This window comes from Devosia sp. 1566 (assembly GCF_004005995.1).
In the GTDB taxonomy this organism is placed as follows: Bacteria; Pseudomonadota; Alphaproteobacteria; order Rhizobiales; family Devosiaceae; genus Devosia.
This window is the reverse complement of the sequence record NZ_CP034767.1, coordinates 2,136,288-2,154,672: the sequence shown is the minus strand read 5'-3', so window position 1 is coordinate 2,154,672 and position 18,385 is coordinate 2,136,288. Positions and strand designations below refer to the sequence as shown.

Sequence of the window (18,385 nt, the reverse complement as noted above, 5' to 3'; positions counted from 1 at the left end):
TGATCGGGGCGGCTGAGCCGGCGGGCAAGCGAAAGGCGCAGCCTGGGGAGGGCTGCGCCTTGGGGAAGCCCCGGCCGCACAAAAAGGGGGATTGCGGCAGGGGTTTGCTGGTCCGCGCGCTGCTTGGCCGCGGAGTGGCTTTAGAAGGGCAGGATGGCGTCCATCACCTGCTGGCCATAGCGGGGCTGCTGGACGTCGGTGATCTGGCCGCGGCCGCCATAAGCGATGCGCGCTTCGGCGATCTTGGTGGAGGGGATGGTGTTGTTGGCCTGGATATCGGAGGGGCGCACGATGCCGGCAACGACGAGGTCCCGCACTTCGAAATTGACGCGCACTTCTTGGCGACCCTCGATCACAAGATTGCCGTTGGGGAGCACCTGCGTGACCACAGCCGCGACCGAGGTTTCGAGCGATTCCGACCGGTTGACCGAGCCATTGCCGGCATCCTTGAGGCCCGAGGTGAAGTCCACCGCGGCCGATGGGTCGATGGCGCCCCCCGTGACAGAGGTGACGGCCGTGCCGAAGATGCCGCCCATGCCTGCGGTGTTGGTGGAATTGCGGCTGCGCTGGGTGTTGTTGGCGATCTTGGCGCTGTCATCAATGGTGACGATGACAGTGAGGATGTCGCCGATGCGGTGGGCGCGCTCATCCTTGAAAAAGCCCTTGGCCGAGGTGCGGTAGAGCGAATTGGCCTGGTAGGTATCGGCGATCGCCGCGGGCATGGGCATGCGCACGGGTTGGTAGCCAGCGACGGTGGTGGGGTCCTCGATGGCGGTCAGCGGCGGGGGATTGCCGATATTGGCGAGCCGGTCGGTGGTGTTGCAGCCGGCAAGGGCGGCAGCCAGCATCAGGATGGCAGTGAGTTTGAAGCGGTTCATAGCAGGGTTCCTGAAGCGGCGGATCAAAGGCCGGCAAGGGTAAGGGGGTCGGCGCTCACTTCCACCGCGCCGGGGGACAGCACGGTGGCGCTCAGCACGCGGTTGGACATGAGGTTGAGCACCTGGAGGGGTGCGCCGGCGGCGGCACCGGTGACGGCCTGGCCCTTGACGGTCAGGGTCATGGCGCCGCGGCGGAAATAGATGGTGACGAGATCGTTGCGCGCGACGGTCAGTGGCTTGGTTACATCGGCAGGCTTGAGGATCATGCCCTGGCGGCTTTGCCGATTGAGCTGCATGCCCACGAGTTGATCGGGCTGCGCCACCCCGAGGCTTACGGCGTAATGGGCGGGGATCGGGCGCATCACGATATCGGCTGAGGTGAGGACCGTGCCGGCGGCGAGATTGGCGGCGAGGTGGGGAGCCTCGACCAGAAGTTCGATCGAGCCGGCCAGATCGAGGGGAGCGGGGTGGCCGGCAATGGCGAAGCGGGCGGTAAAGGCGCCGCTTGCGGGCAGGTAGCGCAGGCTTTCGATGCGGGCCGGCTCATCCACCGCTTCAGCGGCGAGGGTGGGGGCGGGGGTGCTGAAAAGGATTTCGGCTGAGGTGCCCGCAGCGGCGATGCCGCGGGTCTGCAGTTCGCGGGTGAGCAGGTCGGTCAAGACGGCTTCGTCGACCGTGGCGGCGGCGCGGCTGACGCGGACAGAGAGGGCGCCATTGTTCTGGAAGGCGACAAGGCCGGCGCGGGTTGCGGCGGCGGTGACTTCGGCGAGGGAAACCTGGCCGCTGGTGCCGGGCTGGGGGGCGCGGAACAGAGGCTGTTCGGCAACTGAACCGGCATCGGCGAACATGTCGCCCACGGTGACGATGGGGGCCGCGACCACAACCTCGTTGCGCAGCACCGGGGCGGCAAAAGCCGTAGTGGCAAGGAGGGCGGTGGCCATGAGGGCGAGGATGGGACGGATCATGGGGCGGCTCCTTAACGCAGCTGGCTCGTGGCCTGCATCATCTCATCGGCGCCGGAGATGACGCGGGCGTTCATCTCATAGGCGCGCTGAGCGGCGATCAGGTCGGCGATTTCAGTGACGGAATTGACGTTGGCCATTTCCAGATTGCCCTGGAGCAGATTGCCCATGCCTTCGCTGTTGGCAGTGCCGATCTGGGCCGGGCCGCTGGCGGCGGTTTCGGTGAACAGGTTGTCGCCGGCTGATTCCAGGCCCGACTTGTTGACGAAGCGGGCGAGCTGGAGCTGGCCCAGCTGGGTGGGGGTGGCGGCGGTGCCGATAAAGGCTTCGACCGTACCATCGGCAGAGATGGATACCGAATTGGCGTTGTCGGGAATGGCGATGCCCGGCTCGAGCTGGTAGCCGCTCGAGTTGACCAGGGTGCCATCGGGGCTGCGCTCAAACGAGCCGTCGCGGGTATAGCCCATGCGGCCATCGGGTAGCTGGACCATGAAGAAGCCTTCGCCGCGCACGGCCAGGTCCAACTCGCGATCGGTCGGCGTGACGGTGCCCTGGCTCATGACGCGGGGGGTGGCGACAGTCCGCACGCCCGAGCCGATCTCAAGGCCGGCCGGGATCATGGTGCCCTGAGCGGAGGTCTGCGAGCCGGCGCGGTTATACTGCTGGTAGAGCAGATCCTGGAACTCGGCACGCGCGCGCTTGTAGCCGGTGGTGCGCATATTGGCGATGTTGTTGGAGATGACTTCGACGTTGCGTTCCTGGGCACTCATGCCGGTGGATGCGATATAAAGCGCTTTCATGGCGGGTTCCTCAGGTTCAAGCGTTGGTGTCGCCCAGGCGCTGGATGGCGGAGCGGCGCAGCTCATCCTGCTTCTGGGTCAAGGACACGACGGATTCATAGGCGCGGGTGACGCGGATCATTTCGGCCATTTCGGCTACGCCCGAGACATTGGAGCGTTCGATAAAGCCTTGCATTACCCTGGTGCCGGTGGCGGGAACGGGTGTGCCACCGTTGAACAGATTGGCGCCGTCCCGCGTCAGCTGCTGGGCATTGGCGAATTCCACGAGACGGAGCTGACCCTTGGCGCCAGCGCTGGAGGTGACCGAGCCATCGGTGGCCACCGAGACGCCGGTTTCCTCGGGGCCGAACTGGATGGGACCGCCTTCACCGAGGACGGGGTTGCCGTTCAGATCAACGAGAGTGCCGGTGTTGTCGATGGCAAAGGAGCCCGAGCGGGTCCAGCGTTCGCCGGCCGGGGTTTGCACGGCAAAAAAGCCGTCGCCACTAAGGGCGAGATCGAGTTCGTTGCCGGTCTGCACCGTGGCACCGGCGGACAGATCGTGCATGGTGGCCCAATCCTGCACATAGGAGAGGGTCTGGTCGCCCCGCGGAAAGTCGCGGTTGCTGGCCACCGGCATCTTGTATTGCTCGAACAGGATGTTCTCGGCCTTGAAGCCTGTGGTGTTGATGTTGGCCATGTTGTTGGCCACCACATTCATCTGCCGCTGCAAGGCGATCTGCCGTGACAGGCTGATCAGTTGCGCATTCTCGATCATTCCGATCCCCATCGGTTACGAGACCGCCGCTTCCCCAAGCCTTGGTCTCGTTGTTTACCTTGCGAGAACCATGCCATTCCAGTTTGTCGTTAGAATTCAAAAAGGTAGAAGAACGGATGTCCGGCAATGCTTGCGGGAAGCGCAGGGCGTGCGGCAAAAGCTGCCCGGCAAAATCTGCCGCCCGAGCGCTAATGGTAACGGCTCGTTAACCATCTCGCCCTTAGCTGGAGCGGAGCCGGATTCCTCCGGTTTTTTCCGAGTCCGAGCACAGAACAAGCATGGCCGCAGAAGCAGAAGCCGGTGAGGCCGTGGCCCCCAAGAAATCGCGCAAGCTGATGATTATTGGCGCAGCAGCAGCCGTGGTGCTGCTCGCAGGCGCCGGGCTCTACATGTTCCTGTCGGCTGGCAGCGCGAGCGCCAGTGCCGCGGGGCACGGCGAGACCGCGCATGCCGAAGCGGCTGCCCCAAGTTTCATCTTCAACTTGCCCCCGATGACGGTGAACCTCAACTCCGAAGGCGAGGCTGCTCCCGCCTTCATGAAGCTGAGCGTGGCGCTGGAAGTGGCGAGCGAAGCGGTGATGGTCGAGATCCAGCCTCGCATGGCCAAGGTGGTCGATGCCTTTCAAGTTTATCTGCGTGAGTTGCGGCGCAGCGATCTTGAAGGATCGGCGGGAATTTACCGGCTGAAGGAAGAATTGCTGCGGCGGGTCAATGTTGCGATCTATCCCGCCCAGGTGGACAGCGTGCTGTTCAAAGAAATCCTGGTGCAGTGATGGCGAGCGACGACGACAAACTCGCTGAAGAATGGCCGCTCGATGAACTCGAAACTGCGGTGATGGCAAACGGGGTCAGGGAAGCATCTCGAAACGGGGGCTCCGCCGTAGCGGGCCCTGGCTTTGAGCCAGCCGCCAAGGGTGACGTGGAAGTCACGGGCGTTCAGGCGCTGATCAATTCGGCGCTGGTGAGCTATGAACGCTTGCCGATGCTCGAAATCGTGTTCGACCGTCTCGTGCGGTTGATGACGACGTCGCTGCGCAATTTTACGTCCGACAATGTGGAAGTGACGCTGGACGCCATTTCCTCGGTGCGGTTCGGGGACTACATCAATTCCATTCCCCTGCCGGCGATCCTTTCGGTGATCAAGGCTGAGGAATGGGAGAATTATGGCCTGCTGACCGTGGACTCGGGCCTCATCTATTCCATGATCGATGTGCTGCTGGGTGGCCGCCGCGTGACCAGCCCGGTACGGGTCGACGGGCGACCCTATACGACAATTGAGCTGGCGCTGGCGCGGCGCATGATCGAGGTGATCCTTGATGATACCCACCGCGCGTTTGAGCCGCTGACCCAGGTCAATTTCAAGCTGGAGCGGATGGAAACCAATCCGCGCTTTGCTGCAATCTCGCGCCCCGCCAATGCGGCGATCCTGATCGAGCTCAGCATCGAAATGGAGGAGCGGGGCGGCAAGATCGAGATCCTGTTGCCCTATGCCACGATCGAGCCGATCCGCGAGCAATTGCTGCAGATGTTCATGGGCGAAAAATTCGGCCGCGACCCGATCTGGGAAGGGCATCTGGCGACGGAAATCTATGCCGCCGAAGTCGAGATCGATGCCGTTCTGCATGAACAGCAGCTGCCGCTGTCGCGCATGCTGGCGCTCAAGGCGGGAGACACGGTGATGTTCGAGCGTGCGCCTACCGATCCTATTTTGCTGCGGTGCGGCGGGGTGGAGCTGACCGAAGCGATCATGGGCCATATTGGCAGCCATGTTTCGGTGCGGGTGACCCGGCCGCTCAACCCGCCCAAGGTGACGATGGCAGAATTTGAAGCGCTGGGCGAAGTGGGGGAAGGGCGATGATGGCTGGATTTTCTTTGGGGCTGGTGATCGAAGGCGCCGTGGCGGTGCTGCTGGCGCTAACCATCGGTTATTGCGTCGTACTGAACGGCCGCCTGAAGCGGCTCCATGCCGATCGCGATGTATTGCGGCAGATGATTTCGGACCTGGTGGGGGCGACCAATCTGGCCAACCAGGCGATCAAGGAGCTCAAAGCCACCGCGGTCGAGGCCGATGTGACGCTGAACACCCGGCTCGAGGAAGCCGAGCGCTTCGGGATCGAACTCGCCAATCATGTAAGTGCCGGTACGGCGCTGATGGAGCGCATCGTCAAGATCACCACGGCGGCCCGGGCGGCAAGTCCTGCAGAGCCGGCGGCATCCGTCCAGATGGCCGAGCAGCCAAGCAAGCTGCAATCAGCATTGGCGCAGCTGCAAGCGCGGCAGCGCGAGCGGGAGAACGCGGCGTGAAATCGATCCGCCTGCTGCCCGTCCTCGTGGTAGCGATTTCGTCGCTGCTGGTGCTCAAGACCGCTGGACTGGTGTTCAACGGTTCATATGTGCTTGGGCCGATGCCAGCGCTTGCTGCCGGTGGTGGCAGTTCGGGCGGGCATGGCGCTCCTGCAGAGACCTCCGGAGCGGGGGAGGCCGGCGCAATGCTGAGCGAACCCACAATGAGCGATGCCAGCCCCACCATGGCTGATCCCGCACCCGTGCTCGGATCTTCGGGCGCGGCTGGGGGCCACGGTGCGCCGTCGGCACCTGCGGCCGAGCATGGTGCGCCTGCCGAGCACGCTGCCGAAGCCGAGCATGCTGTTGAAGCCGAGCATGGTGCCACAGTGGCGGCGGAAACCAGTTGCGCAGAAGCGGTGACCACAGCGACGCATGGAGAAAGTGAGCCGGCGGAAACTGCTGGTGACGGGCATGGCACTGCCAATCCGCTCGCCGAGAGCCTGCTCAGCACCGAATGCGACACGGGCGGGGACGCTGTTCCCATGCAGTTCGACGCGCAGGGCAACAAGGTACCTCTCACGGGCCCCGACGGCGCATCTGCCGCTCAAGCCGCGCTGCTGGAGCGCCTGTCGGGGCGGCGCGGCGAGCTTGATGCCTATGCCGAAGAGCTGGCGATGCGGCAGGCGCTGGTGGATGCCGCCGAAAAGCGACTTGAAGAACGCCAGGGAACGCTCCAGGCCATGGAAGCGCAGATCACGGCTCTGGTCGACCAGCGCGAGAAGCTGGAAACCGGGCAGTTTGCCGGGATCGTGGCGATGTATGAGGCCATGAAGCCCAAGGACGCCGCCAAGATCTTCAATACGCTCGAGATGGAAGTGCTGCTGCGGGTCGCCAAGATCATGAGCCCACGCAAGATGGCGCCCATCCTGGCGGCAATGGAGCCGGCGCGAGCGCAGGAGCTCACCGTCCGCATGGCCGATCTGGCGGACCAGCCTGCCGGGCAGATGACAGCCAATGACCTGTCGCAACTGCCGCAGATTGTGGGGCAGTAGCGCCTGCACACTGCGCGGCGGTTGCGTAAGCGGGTGTTAAGCCGAAGGAGCTAGGGTGGCGCTCTGATGTGTCGCCTGCGTGGGTTCGGTGGTTGCAAGCCTTGCCGGAACCGCGCGGCTGGGTGCGGTAGGCAGTTGGTGAAGAGCGGCAAACAGAAGATTTTGTGCGGGTTGGTCGGCGTGTTGTGGCTAGCCACGCTGGCCATCCCCGCGGCGGCCCAGGAGCAGGGGCAGCTCTTTGCCACCGCCGAAGAGGGCTATGCCCGGCTGGTGCTGAGCTTTCCTGGCCGTGACGATCTGCCAGGGCACAAGCTGCGCGTTGAAAATGGCGTCCTGTCGGTTGAGTTCGATGAAGCGGTGCAACTCGTGCTGCCCGATGTAGGCACGACGCTGCCGCAATATCTGTCCATTGCCCGGCTCGATGCCAATGGGCGCGGCTTGCGGGTCGGGTTGAGGTCGAGCTTCAATTTCAATCGCACTGAAGCGGGCGAAAAGCTGTTTATCGATCTGTTGCCGGCCGATTGGCAGGGCATGCCGCCGGCGCTGCCGCAGGAGGTGCTCGATGAACTGGCGGAGCGTGCTCGCCTCGAAGCCATCGAGACCGAGCAGGAGCGCAAGGCGCGGCAGGCGGCCGAGCTTGGAGCCACGCCCAGCGTTCGGGTGGGGCGCAACCCGACCTTTCTGCGCCTGCAGTTCGACTGGAACGTGCCCACCTCTGGCCAATACCTGCCCGAGGGCGAGCACGGGCTGATCGCCTTTGAATGGCCGGTGCCGGTGGATCTGCGCGATCTGCTGGTCGACCTGCCGGCCGAGATCGTAGCAGCAGATAACGTGGTCACGCCTGATGGGTCGTCGGTGCAAATGCAGTTTGCCAAGGGCGTCGTACCGCGCTTTTACCAGAACTCGGACCGGCAATATGTGCTTGATGTGGATCTGGCGGGGCAGGGGCTGCCCAGCCTTGATGCTGAAGATGTTGTCGCTGAGGTAACACATGCCGAGGCGGAGGCGCATGGGACGGAACATGCCGCAGCCGGCAGCGAGCAAACCCGCTATCCGGCAAATCCCGCAGCGGTCGTGACGCCGTTTGCCAGCGTGCTGGGCTCCACGGTGCGGGTGGTGTTTCCGTTTGAGCAGGAAACGCCGGCAGCAGTGTTTCGGCGCGGCGACACTGTCTGGCTAATGTTTGACACGGTGGCTGGCATTGCTGCGCCAACCCAGTCGCCCGAACTCGACACCATCGCCCAAGAGTTCAGCGTGGTGCCGGCTGCGGATACGCAGGTGGTGCGGATCGATCTGGCGCAGGATCGGCTGGCAACGCTTGGCTCGGAAGGCATGGCCTGGGTGCTCTCGCTGGGCGATGTGGTTTTGACCCCGACCCAGCCGATGCAGCTGACGAGACGGCGTGATAATGCCGGTTCGTTCGAGATGGTGGCCGATGTGTTGCGGCCCGCTCGCGTGCACGAGTTCCGCGACCCGCTGGTGGGCGATACCCTACAGGTGGTGACAGCTTATCCGCCGGCCCGCGGCATCACCCGGCTGCTCGATTACGTGGAATTTTCGGCGCTGCGCAGCGTGCATGGGCTGGTGATCAAGCCCGAAGCCGGCGATCTGGGCGTCAAGATCGAAGAGCAGCTGGCGGTGATCTCGGCGGCGCGTGGGCTGAGTGTTTCCGCCTATGATGCCCCACGGGGTGCAGGCCAGGGCGCGGGAGATGGCGCGCGGAACCGGTTCATCGATTTGGCGGCGCTGGAACAAAGCGATCCGAACGGCTTCATCGAGCGGCGCCAAGAGCTGATGCGCGCGGCCGCGGCGGCCGAAGGGCAGCAGCGCGACGCAGCGCGGCTGGATCTGGCGCAATATCTTGTCGCCAACCGGTTTGCCCATGAGGCGCTCGGCGTGTTGCGCACCGTGGCGGGTAAAGCCAGTGCGGAAGAACTGACCCGCCGGATCGGCATGACAGAGGTCATCGCCAATACGGTGGCCTCGCGATCGGCGGATGCGCTGAAGGTGCTCAATGCGCCGGCGTTCAACGGGGATGTGGATGCCCTGTTTTGGCGCACCATTGCGCGGGCTGATCTCGCCGACTATCAGGGCGCTCGGCAGGATGCGCGGGAGGCGCAGGGCGTGCTTGCGAGCTACCCGCAATGGGCGCGCAATCGATTCCTGCTCGCCGCCAGCGGGGCGAGCTTGCAAACCGGCGATCGCACATTCGCAGAACAGTTGCTGGACAAGGTTACCCCGGCCGAGTTGAGCGCGGAGGAGTCGAGCCGCTACCATCTGCTGACGGCGCGCCTCCTGGAAGAAGGCGGGGCGGTGGAAGAAGCGATCGATGCCTATGGCCAGGTGATTGCTGCCGATTTCCGGCCTACCCGGGCCGAGGCGGTTTACCGCACCTTGCTGCTGTTGGATGGAAAGGGGACACTCAACCTCGAAAAGGCAACGCACACTTTGGCCGCTGAGGCGCTGATGTGGCGCGGCAATGCGCTGGAAGCGGAAATGCAAAAGCTGCTGGCCGACCTTTACTTCCGGTCGGGCGAATATCGCTCGGGGTTTGAAGCGGTAAAGCAGGCGGTGGCCCAGCATGGCGCTGATTCCTCGATCAATGCGCTGGGCGATCGGGCGCAGCAGGTATTCGAGGAATTGTTCCTGGATGGACAGGCCGACAAGCTCGGGCCGGTGGATGCGCTGGGATTGTTTTACGACTTCCCGCAGTTGACGCCGCCGGGCGCGCGCGGTGACGAGATGATCCGCAAGCTGGCGCGCCGGCTGGTGGGGGTTGATCTTCTAGCCCAGGCCGCCGAGCTGTTGCAGTATCAGCTGGAGAACCGCCTCCGTGGGGTGGCGCAGACGCAGGTGGCCGCTGACCTGGCGGTAATCTACCTGGCGGACCGGCGGCCGCAGGACGCCTTGCGCGTGCTCAACGCCTCACGCTTACCGGACCTGCCGGCCGGGCTGGCGCGGCAGCGACGGCTGCTCGAAGCTCGGGCGATGATCGACGGCGGACGCAACGAGCTGGCGCTGCAATTGCTGAGCGACATGGATGGGCGCGATGCCGACCTGTTGCGGGTGGATGCCCAATGGCGGGCCAAGCGCTACAGCCAGGCCAGCGGGTTGCTGGAAACCATGTACGGGCAGGCAGGCGTTAGCGAGCCGCTGAGCCAGCCGGCGCGGATGGACCTGATCAAGGCGGCCGTGGGCTTTGTGCTGGCCAATGACAATAGCGGCCTGTTGCGCTTGCGCGAGAAGTTTGCCGAGCGGCTGGTCAAGACCCCGGAATGGCCGATGTTCGACTTCGTCACCGGGCCGATCACCGCCTCGAGCCTTGAGTTCAAGAGCGTGGCCAATGAGGTGGCCGGTCTCGATGGCCTTAATGCGTTTCTTGCGTCCTATCGTGAATTCTATGGCAAGGACGGCGCCTTGACGCCGCTGGCGGCAAGCAAGGCCGATGGGGATCTTGCATCGGCGAACTAGGCACTAGCCGCTGACAAAGCTGCGCACCAGCGATCCGGCGACCAGATACCAACCGTCCACCAAAACGAAAAAGATCAGCTTGAAGGGCAGCGAGATCACCACGGGCGGCAGCATCATCATGCCCATGGACATCAGCACCGACGCTACGACCATGTCGATGATGACAAAGGGCAGGAAAAGCAGAAAGCCGATCTCGAAGGCGCGCCGCAACTCGGAGATCATGAAGGCGGGGATCAGGAGCTGGAGCGAGATCGCTTCGGGATCAGCAGGAGGTTCGGCTTCGGTCAGGTCGTAGAAGAGCTCGAGATCCTTGTCGCGCACATTGGCGCGCATGAACGCATGGATGGGGGCGCTGCCCAGCTCAAAGGCCTCGGGGGCTTCAATCTCCCCGGCAATGAGGGGAGCAATACCCAGGTCATAGGTCTGCTGCAGCGTTGGCTGCATGACAAAGATGGTGAGGAACAGGGCTAGCGACACCATCACCGAATTGGGTGGAGCGGTTTGCAGGCCAATGGCTGTCCGCAGCAGCGACAGCACTACGACGATGCGGGTGAAGCTCGTCACCATGACGAGGATAGAGGGCGCCAGCGCGAGAATCGTGACGAGGCCGATCAGCTGAACGGCACGCTCGGTCAGGCTGGCATCGTCGCCGAAATCAATGTTGACGTCCTGGCCAAATGCCAGGCTTGGCGCCAGCAGCAAGATGATGCTGGCGAGGGGAAGAAGATGAGCGGCGCGCAACCGCCGCCGGCCTGGCTGCGGGTTATCGATCGCCTTTGGTGGTGCCGCCGACACTCTCCGCGTTTTCCCTGCTCTTCGCCCCAGTGTTCTCTTTAGCTGAGTCGAGCGGGTGCGCAGCCGAATTGTCGGGGTTATGCGCCGGGTGATTGTCGCCGTTGCTGCCGGGCTTGAGCAGGCCGGTGTGGCGCAAGGAAACTGGCTTGGGCTGAGTGCCCCGGCCGAAATCGCGCAAACGCTCGATGGCGGAAGGGGGCGGTGCTGCAACAGGAGCCACCGGAGCAGGTGCCGCCGGGGGGGAAGCAACTGCCGGTGCGGCCGCCTGCGGCGCCGGCGCGGGCCGGGTGCGGCGGGAGGGGACCACGGGGACCGGACGACGCGTCGGCGTCGGAAGGTCATCAACCGGGATATCCGCTTCAAGCAGCAGGTCCTGGGTGCCGCCGGTCAGCACGAGATGTTCGACATTGTCGCGGCGAACGAGGAGCAATTGGCGCCGGCCATCGAGCTGCAGGGTTTCCACCACACCCAGACGTGGGCCGCGGCCGGCGCGCGCAGGCTTGCCGGTGGCGGTAAACACGAACTTGAGCAGCCATACCGCAAGCACGATCAGGACCAGCACCGCGCCCAGGGCGAACAGGGCGGTAAGGAGCGTTGCTCCCGAGTCGCCCAGTATGCTGGTGATGAAACCCATGATCATTCTCCTCCAAACCGCTATGCCGGCGGTAATTCTTGCCGAGTAAACGCTGCAATCGCAGCGAATACGAGGCCGCACGAGCTATGACGACAATCAGATTAACGCGACGTTAACCATAGACCCGGCAAGAATTGCCCATCGCTCCCACCTAAAGGGTTTGCTGGCCATGGGCCTGATGGATCTGCCGGTCTTTAATGCCTTGACCGACAAAATGCGCTGGCACCAAGCCCGTCAAGGCTTATTGGCCGAGAACGTTGCCAATGCGGAAACGCCGGGCTATCGCGGCCGCGATTTAGCGCAGTTCGAATTCGGGGCGCAGGGTCCCAGCTCATCCGCCAGCATTGTCACTTCGGCGACGCAGCCCACCCATTTCAGCGTTTCAAGCAGCAATGGGGGCTTTGGCGCCCAGCGCATGGCCAATTTCGAGATCACGCCGGAAGGCAACGGGGTGACGCTGGAAGACGAGATGATGAAGGTGACCACCAATCTGATGGATTACCAGGCAGCCACCTCGCTCTACCAGAAGAGCATCAAGATCATTCGCACCGCGCTCGGCAAATCGGCTTAGGAGTATCAGGGTTCATGGATTTCAACGCCTCGCTCCGCATTGCCGCCACGGGGCTGCATGCCCAGACCGCGCGGATGCGCGTCATCGCGGAAAACCTTGCCAACACCGATTCGGCTGGCAAGGCGCCGGGGGACGAGCCTTATCGTCGGCGAGTGCCCACCTTTGAAGTGGGGCTCGACAACGAGACGGGGGCACGCATCGTGGAAGTGGGCAAGCTTGCCTATGACATGAGCGATTTCAACAGCCGCTATGAGCCAGGCCATCCGGCCGCCGACGAGAGCGGCTATGTGCAATATCCCAATGTCGACCCGTTGATCGAAAGCATGGATATGCGCGAGGCCCAGCGCACCTATGAAGCCAATCTGAACGTCGTTTCCGTGACCCGCCAGATGCTCGGGCGCACGCTCGACATCCTGCGCGGCTAGTTCTTTTCCCTTCAGCAAGAAGTTCACCCATGGCCATCCCGTTCAATGCCGCCACCGCCGCCTACGGCAATGCTTCGCGCCTGATCAGCCAGGCCGCCAAGCCCGGCACCGACCTGCTCGCCAAGGGGGCGGGCGCGCCGGACTTTGCGCAGATGCTGGCGCAAAGCGTCCAGGGCGTGGTGGAGACCGGCCGAGCCTCGGACCAGATGGCCATCGACATGGTCAATGGCAAAGCCAATCCGGTGGACATGGTGACAGCCATCTCGCAGACGGAAATCGCGATCGAAAGCATGGTAGCGGTACGTGACCGGGTGATTTCGGCTTATGAAGAAATCATGCGGATGCCGATCTAGGCCGGCACCAAGGGTAAGCTGAGCAGAAGCGACCGAGCTGGCTTATGATCAGCTTGGGCGAGCCATGATTCGCCGCTGACCCGAGAGAGCGATGACCGGCGCTGAAGTTCTCGACATTGCCACCGATGGGATCTGGACGCTGATCATTGTTTCGGCGCCGATGATGATCGTCGGGCTTCTGGTGGGCGTGGTGATCGCGTTGTTCCAGGCGCTGACGCAGATCCAGGAGCAGACCCTGGTGTTCGTGCCCAAGATCATTGCGATCTTCATCACCATGCTGCTGACCCTGCCATTCGCGGGCGCGCAGATGGGGGCCTATATGTCTCGGGTCGTCGACATGATCATCGTGGGCGGTTGAGGTGTCTCTCGCGCTCAACTGGCTGCCCAACATGGCCTTTGTGTACCTGCTGCTGTTTGCCCGGATCGGGGCCATTCTGATGCTGATGCCGGGGCTGGGGGAGCAAACCATCCCGGCGCGGATGCGGCTCAGTTTTGCGCTGGCGTTTACGCTGGTGCTGTACCCGCTCCTGGCCGGGCAGATGCCGCCGCTGCCGACAGGGATCATGGGCATCGTGCCGTTGCTGTTTCATGAACTGGCGGTTGGGCTTATCCTGGGCGCGATCGCCCGGATCACGGTGATGGCGACGCAGGTGGCGGGCGCGATCGTGGCTTTCAATGCCGGTATGAGCATGGCGCAGACGGCCGACCCTACCCAGGGCGGCATCCAGGGCGCGGTGTTCGGCACCTTTCTCTCTTTTGTGGGCGTGGCGCTGATCTTTGCCACCGATTTGCATCATGTGGCGCTGGCCGCGACCTATGACAGCTACACCCTGTTCAGCCCGACCGATCCGCTGATGTGGGAGGATGCGGCGCAACTGGCGATCCGCACGGTGAGCGGGGCGTTCACGGTCGGGGTGCAGATGTCGGCGCCGTTTATTGTATTTGGGCTCGTGTTCAACCTGGGGGCGGGGATCCTGGCGCGCTTGATGCCGGCGCTGCAGGTGTTTTTCGTATTGATGCCCGCCAATGTGATGGTCGGATTGATCCTCTTTGCCTTGCTGCTGACCATGATGATGGGCTGGTATATCAGCGCCTTCGAGCAGCATCTGGCGATGTGGCGGGGCTAGGGCCGGGCAGATGTCGGACGAGGCGCCCGAAAAATCCAGCAAAACCGAAGACCCTTCCGCCAAAAAGCTCGAGGACGCGCACAAAAAGGGTGACGTGGCCAAGAGCCAGGAGGTGACCACCTGGTTCATGCTGGCGGGCTCGGCGGCGGTGTTTGCGCTGCTTGGGCCATCCACCAGCGCCAGCTTGATGGGGTCGCTCAAAACGCTGCTCACCAATGCCGATCGGTACGAGCTGGGTGGTCCCGCATTCGGCTCGTTCTTCAACGGGCTGGCGCTGGCGCTTGTCGGCACGATCATGGTGCCGCTGCTGATCTTGTCGTTCTGCGCTGTTGTGGCCAATCTGGTGCAGCATCGGTTCCTGTTTTCGGCCGAGCCAATCACGCCCAAACTGTCCAAGATTTCGCCGCTGGCGGGGTTCAAGCGGCTGTTTTCGGGGGAAGCGCTGGTCAACTTCCTCAAGGGGCTGGTCAAGCTGGGACTGGTGGGAGCGGTGCTGGTGGGTGTCGTTTGGCCCGAGCGCGACCGGCTCGACACGATGATGACGGCCGACCCGCTGCTGATCCTGCAATTCTTCCAGGATATCGGGCTCAAGGTGTTCGGTGCGACGCTGGCCGTAGTGACGCTGATCGCCATGGCGGATTATGTTTATGTGCGCCGCAAATGGTGGACGCGCCAGATGATGACGCTCCAGGAAACCAAGGACGAATACAAGCAGATGGAAGGCGACCCGCACGTCAAGGGCCGCATCCGCCAACTGCGCCAGGAGCGCTCGCGCAAGCGCATGATGGCCGCGGTGCCTGACGCCACGGTGGTGGTCACCAATCCGACGCACTTTGCAGTAGCGCTGAAATATGATCGCTCGATGCGAGCGCCGCTTTGCGTTGCCAAGGGCGCTGACGCGGTGGCCCTGCGCATCCGCACGCTGGCCGGCGAGCACAATGTGCCGATTGTAGAGAACCCGCCGCTAGCTCGGGCATTGTTCGCGAGCGTCGAAGTCGATGAGCCCATTCCGGCCGAGCACTTCAAGGCCGTCGCGGAGGTGATCGGCTTCGTGATGCGATTGCGCCCCAGCACAGGGTGGCGGCCAACACGCTGAGGCTGGCAAGCCTGTTGATAACAAGCAATATCTCCCCCCGCGGCAGACCATTTGCTAAACCTTTCTGGGCACCTGATTCGGGCGGCCAGATGGTGTACGCGCTTGCGTTGCGAACGAAAGCCAAGCATTGCCTTGGTAAGCTGGCTCTGTGCCAGACCATGCGAAGCGGTCCGAAAGCCTTGCGACCGAAGACCTAGGAGCTTGAACATGGCCGTCACGCCGATCCGGGATGACAATTATCCCGAGCCGCTGGTGGATTCGGGGCGGGGCGGATACGGGCTCTGGCGCGTTGTGGCACTGGGACTGGCGCTGGTGGCGCTGGCGGTGGGCTACGCGATGTTCGGTGATCACGTGCCGCTTGATCTGGTGATGACCTTTGTGGGCATGCTGGCAGTGGTCGGCGTGTTCTGCCTGTTTGGACTGGCTGCGGGCCTGTTCCGCTTTGCCGGTAATGAGGAGCGGCGCACCACGTCCCACGCGATCGTCGACAGCCTGCCCTTTGGCGCGGTGGTGGCGGATCGGGATGGGCGCATTTCCTATGTGAATGCGCACTATGGCAGCTTTGCGGGGGCGCTCAACAATGGGGTTCCGGTGGGCGTGCCGCGCTTGTTTGCCGGACAATCCGATGCCAGCGAAGCGATTTACCGCCTGTCGCGCGCGGCCAAGGACGGGCGCAGCGCGGTGGAGGATATCCGCCTGATCGGGGGGCTGGGGGGGTCCCAGGCCGAAAGCAATCGCGCCTTCTGGTACCGGGTTGGAGTGCGGCCATTGCCGGTCACCGAAGGCGAATCCAAGCCCAAGGTGATCTGGACGGTCGAGGACATCACCCGCGACCGCGACAATAATGAAAGCGCTTTCCGCGATCTGCAGCGCGCGATCGATTATCTCGATCATTCGCCGGCGGGCTTTTTCTCGGCTGATGCGCGTGGGCGGATCCAGTATCTGAACTCAACCCTTGCCGACTGGCTGGGTTACGATCTGGCTGAATTCAATGCCGGCCAGCTCAGTCTGCGCGACGTGGTGCATGGCGATGGCGCGACGTTGTTGATGCGTGGTCGCGGTGACGGGGAAATCCGCACCGAGATCATCGATATCGACCTGGTGCGCCGCAACGGCACAACATTGCCGGTGCGTCTCCTGCATCGCGCGGCTCGCATGGCCGACGGTGAACTGGGCGAAACGCGCACCCTGGTGCTCGACATGACCAGCGCGCCCGATACCGAGGAAGCGTTGCGGGCGGCGGAAATCCGGTTCTCGCGCTTTTTCAACGATACGCCATTTGCAATCGCGACGCTCGACAGCGAAGGGCGGATTATCCGCACCAATGCCCCATTTGGGCGCATCTTCCATTGGTCGGGTGAGGAAAAGAGCCTTGAAATGCAGCCGCTGATCGACCTGATCGGCCAAGGCAGCCGCGACCGTTTTGCGCGCGCCATCGCCGATGCTTCGGCGCATCGCTCGGCAGTGGAGCCGGTGGATGCGTTGCTGAGCGCGGAAGGCGAGCACGCCGTGCGGCTTTATCTATCGGGCTCTGAAACCCTGTCGGGCTCGCCCGAGCAGGTCAATGTCTATGCCCTCGACATGACCGACCAGCGCAAGCTTGAGGCGCAGTTTGCCCAAAGCCAGAAGATGCAGGCCGTGGGACAGCTCGCCGGCGGCGTTGCGCATGATTTCAACAACTTGCTGACCGCAATCATCGGCTTTTCCGATCTGCTGCTGCTCAAGCATAAGCCGGGCGATCCATCGTTCAGCGAACTGATGCAGATCAAGCAGAACGCCAACCGTGCAGCGGGGCTGACACGGCAGTTGCTGGCGTTCTCGCGACGGCAAACTCTGCGGCCGCAAGTGCTTGAGCTGCCGCTGATTGTTGACGATCTGACCGTGCTGCTCAAGCGGATGATCGGGGACAAGAACACGCTGGGCGTTGATCACGGCCGCAATATCTGGCCGGTGCGCGCCGATGTCGTCCAGCTCGAACAGGTGGTGATCAACCTTGTGGTCAATGCGCGCGACGCCATGCCCGATGGTGGTTCGATCACCATTCGCACCAGCAATGTCAGCCGCGCCGAGGCCGAGGCCATGCAGTTCGATGGCATGGTGGCGGCCGATTATGTGTTGATCGAAGTGCAGGACACCGGCACCGGGATGACCCAGGAAGTGCTCACCAAGATCTTCGAGCCCTTTTTCACCACCAAGGAGCTGGGCAAGGGCACGGGGCTGGGGTTGTCGACGGTCTACGGCATTATCAAGCAGACCGAAGGTTACATCTATCCGGTCTCGACCGTCGGGGTTGGCACCACGTTCAAAATCTTCCTGCCGCGCTATGTGCCCTCCGAGATCGAGGCAACGGCGAAGGTGGCCGCGGCGGCGGCGCCGGTGCGGGACCTGACCGGCGAAGAGCGTATCCTGTTGGTTGAGGACGAGGAAAGCGTGCGGGCATTCTCCGCGCGCGCATTGCGAGCGACCGGCTACGAGGTGTTCGAGGCCGATGGCGGCGAAGAAGCCCTTGAAGTGCTCGAAGAGCTCGAGTTCAAGATCGATCTGATGATTTCGGACGTGGTGATGCCCGAGATGGATGGGCCGACGCTGCTCAAGCATGTGCGCAAGACCATGCCGCGGCTCAAGGTGATCTTTGTGTCGGGTTATGCCGAGGAAAGCGTGCGCCGCGATATCGAGGATGACCAGAGCGTCGAGTTCCTGCCCAAGCCTTATTCGCTTGACCAGATCAATTCCAAGGTCAAAGAGGTGCTGCAAAAGCTGGACGAAGGCCAGGCGCAGTGAACGCGCGCAATTTCGGTGAAGGGGCGGGGGAGCGCAATGTGCTCGGCGAACCGCTCGAGCCCTGCTCCACCAGTCCGCTGACGGGGTTCTTCCGCAGCGGCTATTGTGCCGCGGGCCCAGACGGCGTGGCCCGGCATCTGGTCTGCATCGAGGCGAGCGAAGCCTTTCTCGCCTACTCCAAAGGCGCGGGCAATGATCTGTCCACGCCCCGCCCCGAATGGGGCTTTCCCGGCCTCAAGGCGGGAGACCGCTGGTGCCTTCTGGCCGAGCGGTGGGCACAGGCGCTGGAAGCAGGGCAGGCGCCCCGCGTCTTCATGCACTCAACCAATGAAGCGGTGCTGGACGGGCTGAGCCTTGCTGATCTCAAGGCTCATGCACGCGATTTGAATTGAGCGGC

At 63.3% G+C, this 18,385-nt stretch carries 19 protein-coding genes; 13 read left to right on the top strand and 6 right to left on the bottom strand.

Annotation, left to right across the window (positions count from 1 at the left end):
* Positions 1 to 140: 140 nt before the first annotated feature.
* From flgH to flgF, 4 genes are read right to left on the bottom strand one after another with little or no spacing between them, the layout of a single operon-like run.
* Positions 141 to 878, bottom strand: coding sequence for a flagellar basal body L-ring protein FlgH (gene flgH, locus ELX51_RS10475; protein ID WP_127753460.1), 738 nt, complete (start codon positions 876 to 878; stop codon positions 141 to 143).
* Positions 879 to 901: 23 nt separating this feature from the next.
* Positions 902 to 1,843: a flagellar basal body P-ring formation chaperone FlgA gene (gene flgA, locus ELX51_RS20410; RefSeq protein WP_127753459.1), complete on the bottom strand. Its 942-nt coding sequence runs from the start codon at positions 1,841 to 1,843 to the stop codon at positions 902 to 904.
* Positions 1,844 to 1,854: 11 nt separating this feature from the next.
* A complete protein-coding gene (gene flgG / locus ELX51_RS10465; protein WP_127753458.1) occupies positions 1,855 to 2,640 on the bottom strand; it encodes a flagellar basal-body rod protein FlgG in 786 nt (261 codons plus the stop codon).
* Between the two features lie 16 nt (positions 2,641 to 2,656).
* On the bottom strand, positions 2,657 to 3,394 hold the full coding sequence (gene flgF, locus ELX51_RS10460; RefSeq protein WP_127755252.1) for a flagellar basal-body rod protein FlgF: 738 nt from the start codon (positions 3,392 to 3,394) through the stop codon (positions 2,657 to 2,659).
* A 281-nt stretch (positions 3,395 to 3,675) separates the two neighbouring features.
* On the opposite strand from flgF, the gene ELX51_RS10455 reads away from it, so the two are divergent.
* From ELX51_RS10455 to ELX51_RS10435, 5 genes are all read left to right on the top strand, one after another.
* Positions 3,676 to 4,170 carry a flagellar basal body-associated FliL family protein gene (locus ELX51_RS10455; RefSeq protein ID WP_127753457.1) on the top strand — a complete coding sequence of 165 codons (495 nt, stop codon included), beginning with the start codon at positions 3,676 to 3,678 and terminating at the stop codon, positions 4,168 to 4,170.
* Positions 4,170 to 5,255, top strand: a complete 1,086-nt coding sequence (gene fliM, locus ELX51_RS10450) for a flagellar motor switch protein FliM (protein WP_127753456.1) — start codon at positions 4,170 to 4,172, stop codon at positions 5,253 to 5,255. Before ELX51_RS10455 ends, fliM begins: the two co-directional genes overlap by 1 nt.
* On the top strand, positions 5,252 to 5,701 hold the full coding sequence (locus tag ELX51_RS10445; protein WP_206524612.1) for a DUF6468 domain-containing protein: 450 nt from the start codon (positions 5,252 to 5,254) through the stop codon (positions 5,699 to 5,701). The genes fliM and ELX51_RS10445 overlap by 4 nt, the downstream gene beginning before the upstream one ends.
* Complete coding sequence (locus ELX51_RS10440) at positions 5,698 to 6,735, top strand: hypothetical protein (protein ID WP_127753454.1); 1,038 nt, start codon at positions 5,698 to 5,700, stop codon at positions 6,733 to 6,735. The genes ELX51_RS10445 and ELX51_RS10440 overlap by 4 nt, the downstream gene beginning before the upstream one ends.
* Before the next feature lie 180 nt (positions 6,736 to 6,915).
* Positions 6,916 to 10,206 carry a hypothetical protein gene (locus ELX51_RS10435; protein WP_127753453.1) on the top strand — a complete coding sequence of 1,097 codons (3,291 nt, stop codon included), beginning with the start codon at positions 6,916 to 6,918 and terminating at the stop codon, positions 10,204 to 10,206.
* A gap of 3 nt (positions 10,207 to 10,209) precedes the next feature.
* On the opposite strand, the gene fliP is transcribed toward ELX51_RS10435, so the two are convergent.
* Complete coding sequence (gene fliP / locus ELX51_RS20310) at positions 10,210 to 10,902, bottom strand: flagellar type III secretion system pore protein FliP (RefSeq protein ID WP_248305336.1); 693 nt, start codon at positions 10,900 to 10,902, stop codon at positions 10,210 to 10,212.
* 67 nt (positions 10,903 to 10,969) lie between these two features.
* Positions 10,970 to 11,635, bottom strand: coding sequence for a flagellar biosynthetic protein FliO (locus ELX51_RS20305; RefSeq protein WP_164854835.1), 666 nt, complete (start codon positions 11,633 to 11,635; stop codon positions 10,970 to 10,972).
* A 169-nt stretch (positions 11,636 to 11,804) separates the two neighbouring features.
* On the opposite strand from ELX51_RS20305, the gene flgB reads away from it, so the two are divergent.
* The 8 genes from flgB to ELX51_RS10385 all read left to right on the top strand — a co-directional run bounded on the left by flgB (position 11,805) and on the right by ELX51_RS10385 (position 18,380).
* The gene (gene flgB / locus ELX51_RS10420) at positions 11,805 to 12,206 is read left to right on the top strand and encodes a flagellar basal body rod protein FlgB (protein WP_127753451.1); all 402 of its coding nucleotides are present in this window, start codon (positions 11,805 to 11,807) and stop codon (positions 12,204 to 12,206) included.
* 14 nt (positions 12,207 to 12,220) lie between these two features.
* The gene (gene flgC / locus ELX51_RS10415) at positions 12,221 to 12,631 is read left to right on the top strand and encodes a flagellar basal body rod protein FlgC (RefSeq protein ID WP_127753450.1); all 411 of its coding nucleotides are present in this window, start codon (positions 12,221 to 12,223) and stop codon (positions 12,629 to 12,631) included.
* A 29-nt stretch (positions 12,632 to 12,660) separates the two neighbouring features.
* On the top strand, positions 12,661 to 12,984 hold the full coding sequence (gene fliE / locus ELX51_RS10410; RefSeq protein ID WP_127753449.1) for a flagellar hook-basal body complex protein FliE: 324 nt from the start codon (positions 12,661 to 12,663) through the stop codon (positions 12,982 to 12,984).
* A 91-nt stretch (positions 12,985 to 13,075) separates the two neighbouring features.
* Entirely contained in the window at positions 13,076 to 13,342 is a 267-nt protein-coding gene (gene fliQ / locus ELX51_RS10405; protein ID WP_127753448.1) for a flagellar biosynthesis protein FliQ, read from the top strand.
* A gap of 1 nt (position 13,343) precedes the next feature.
* Positions 13,344 to 14,111 carry a flagellar biosynthetic protein FliR gene (fliR, locus tag ELX51_RS10400; RefSeq protein WP_248305092.1) on the top strand — a complete coding sequence of 256 codons (768 nt, stop codon included), beginning with the start codon at positions 13,344 to 13,346 and terminating at the stop codon, positions 14,109 to 14,111.
* Between the two features lie 10 nt (positions 14,112 to 14,121).
* The gene (gene flhB / locus ELX51_RS10395; protein WP_127753447.1) at positions 14,122 to 15,207 is read left to right on the top strand and encodes a flagellar biosynthesis protein FlhB; all 1,086 of its coding nucleotides are present in this window, start codon (positions 14,122 to 14,124) and stop codon (positions 15,205 to 15,207) included.
* Positions 15,208 to 15,414: 207 nt separating this feature from the next.
* Positions 15,415 to 17,988 carry a PAS domain-containing sensor histidine kinase gene (locus ELX51_RS10390; protein ID WP_127753446.1) on the top strand — a complete coding sequence of 858 codons (2,574 nt, stop codon included), beginning with the start codon at positions 15,415 to 15,417 and terminating at the stop codon, positions 17,986 to 17,988.
* Positions 17,985 to 18,380 (top strand): DUF2237 domain-containing protein, encoded by a 396-nt coding sequence (locus tag ELX51_RS10385; RefSeq protein WP_127753445.1) that lies wholly within the window; start codon positions 17,985 to 17,987, stop codon positions 18,378 to 18,380. Before ELX51_RS10390 ends, ELX51_RS10385 begins: the two co-directional genes overlap by 4 nt.
* Positions 18,381 to 18,385: the final 5 nt, after the last annotated feature.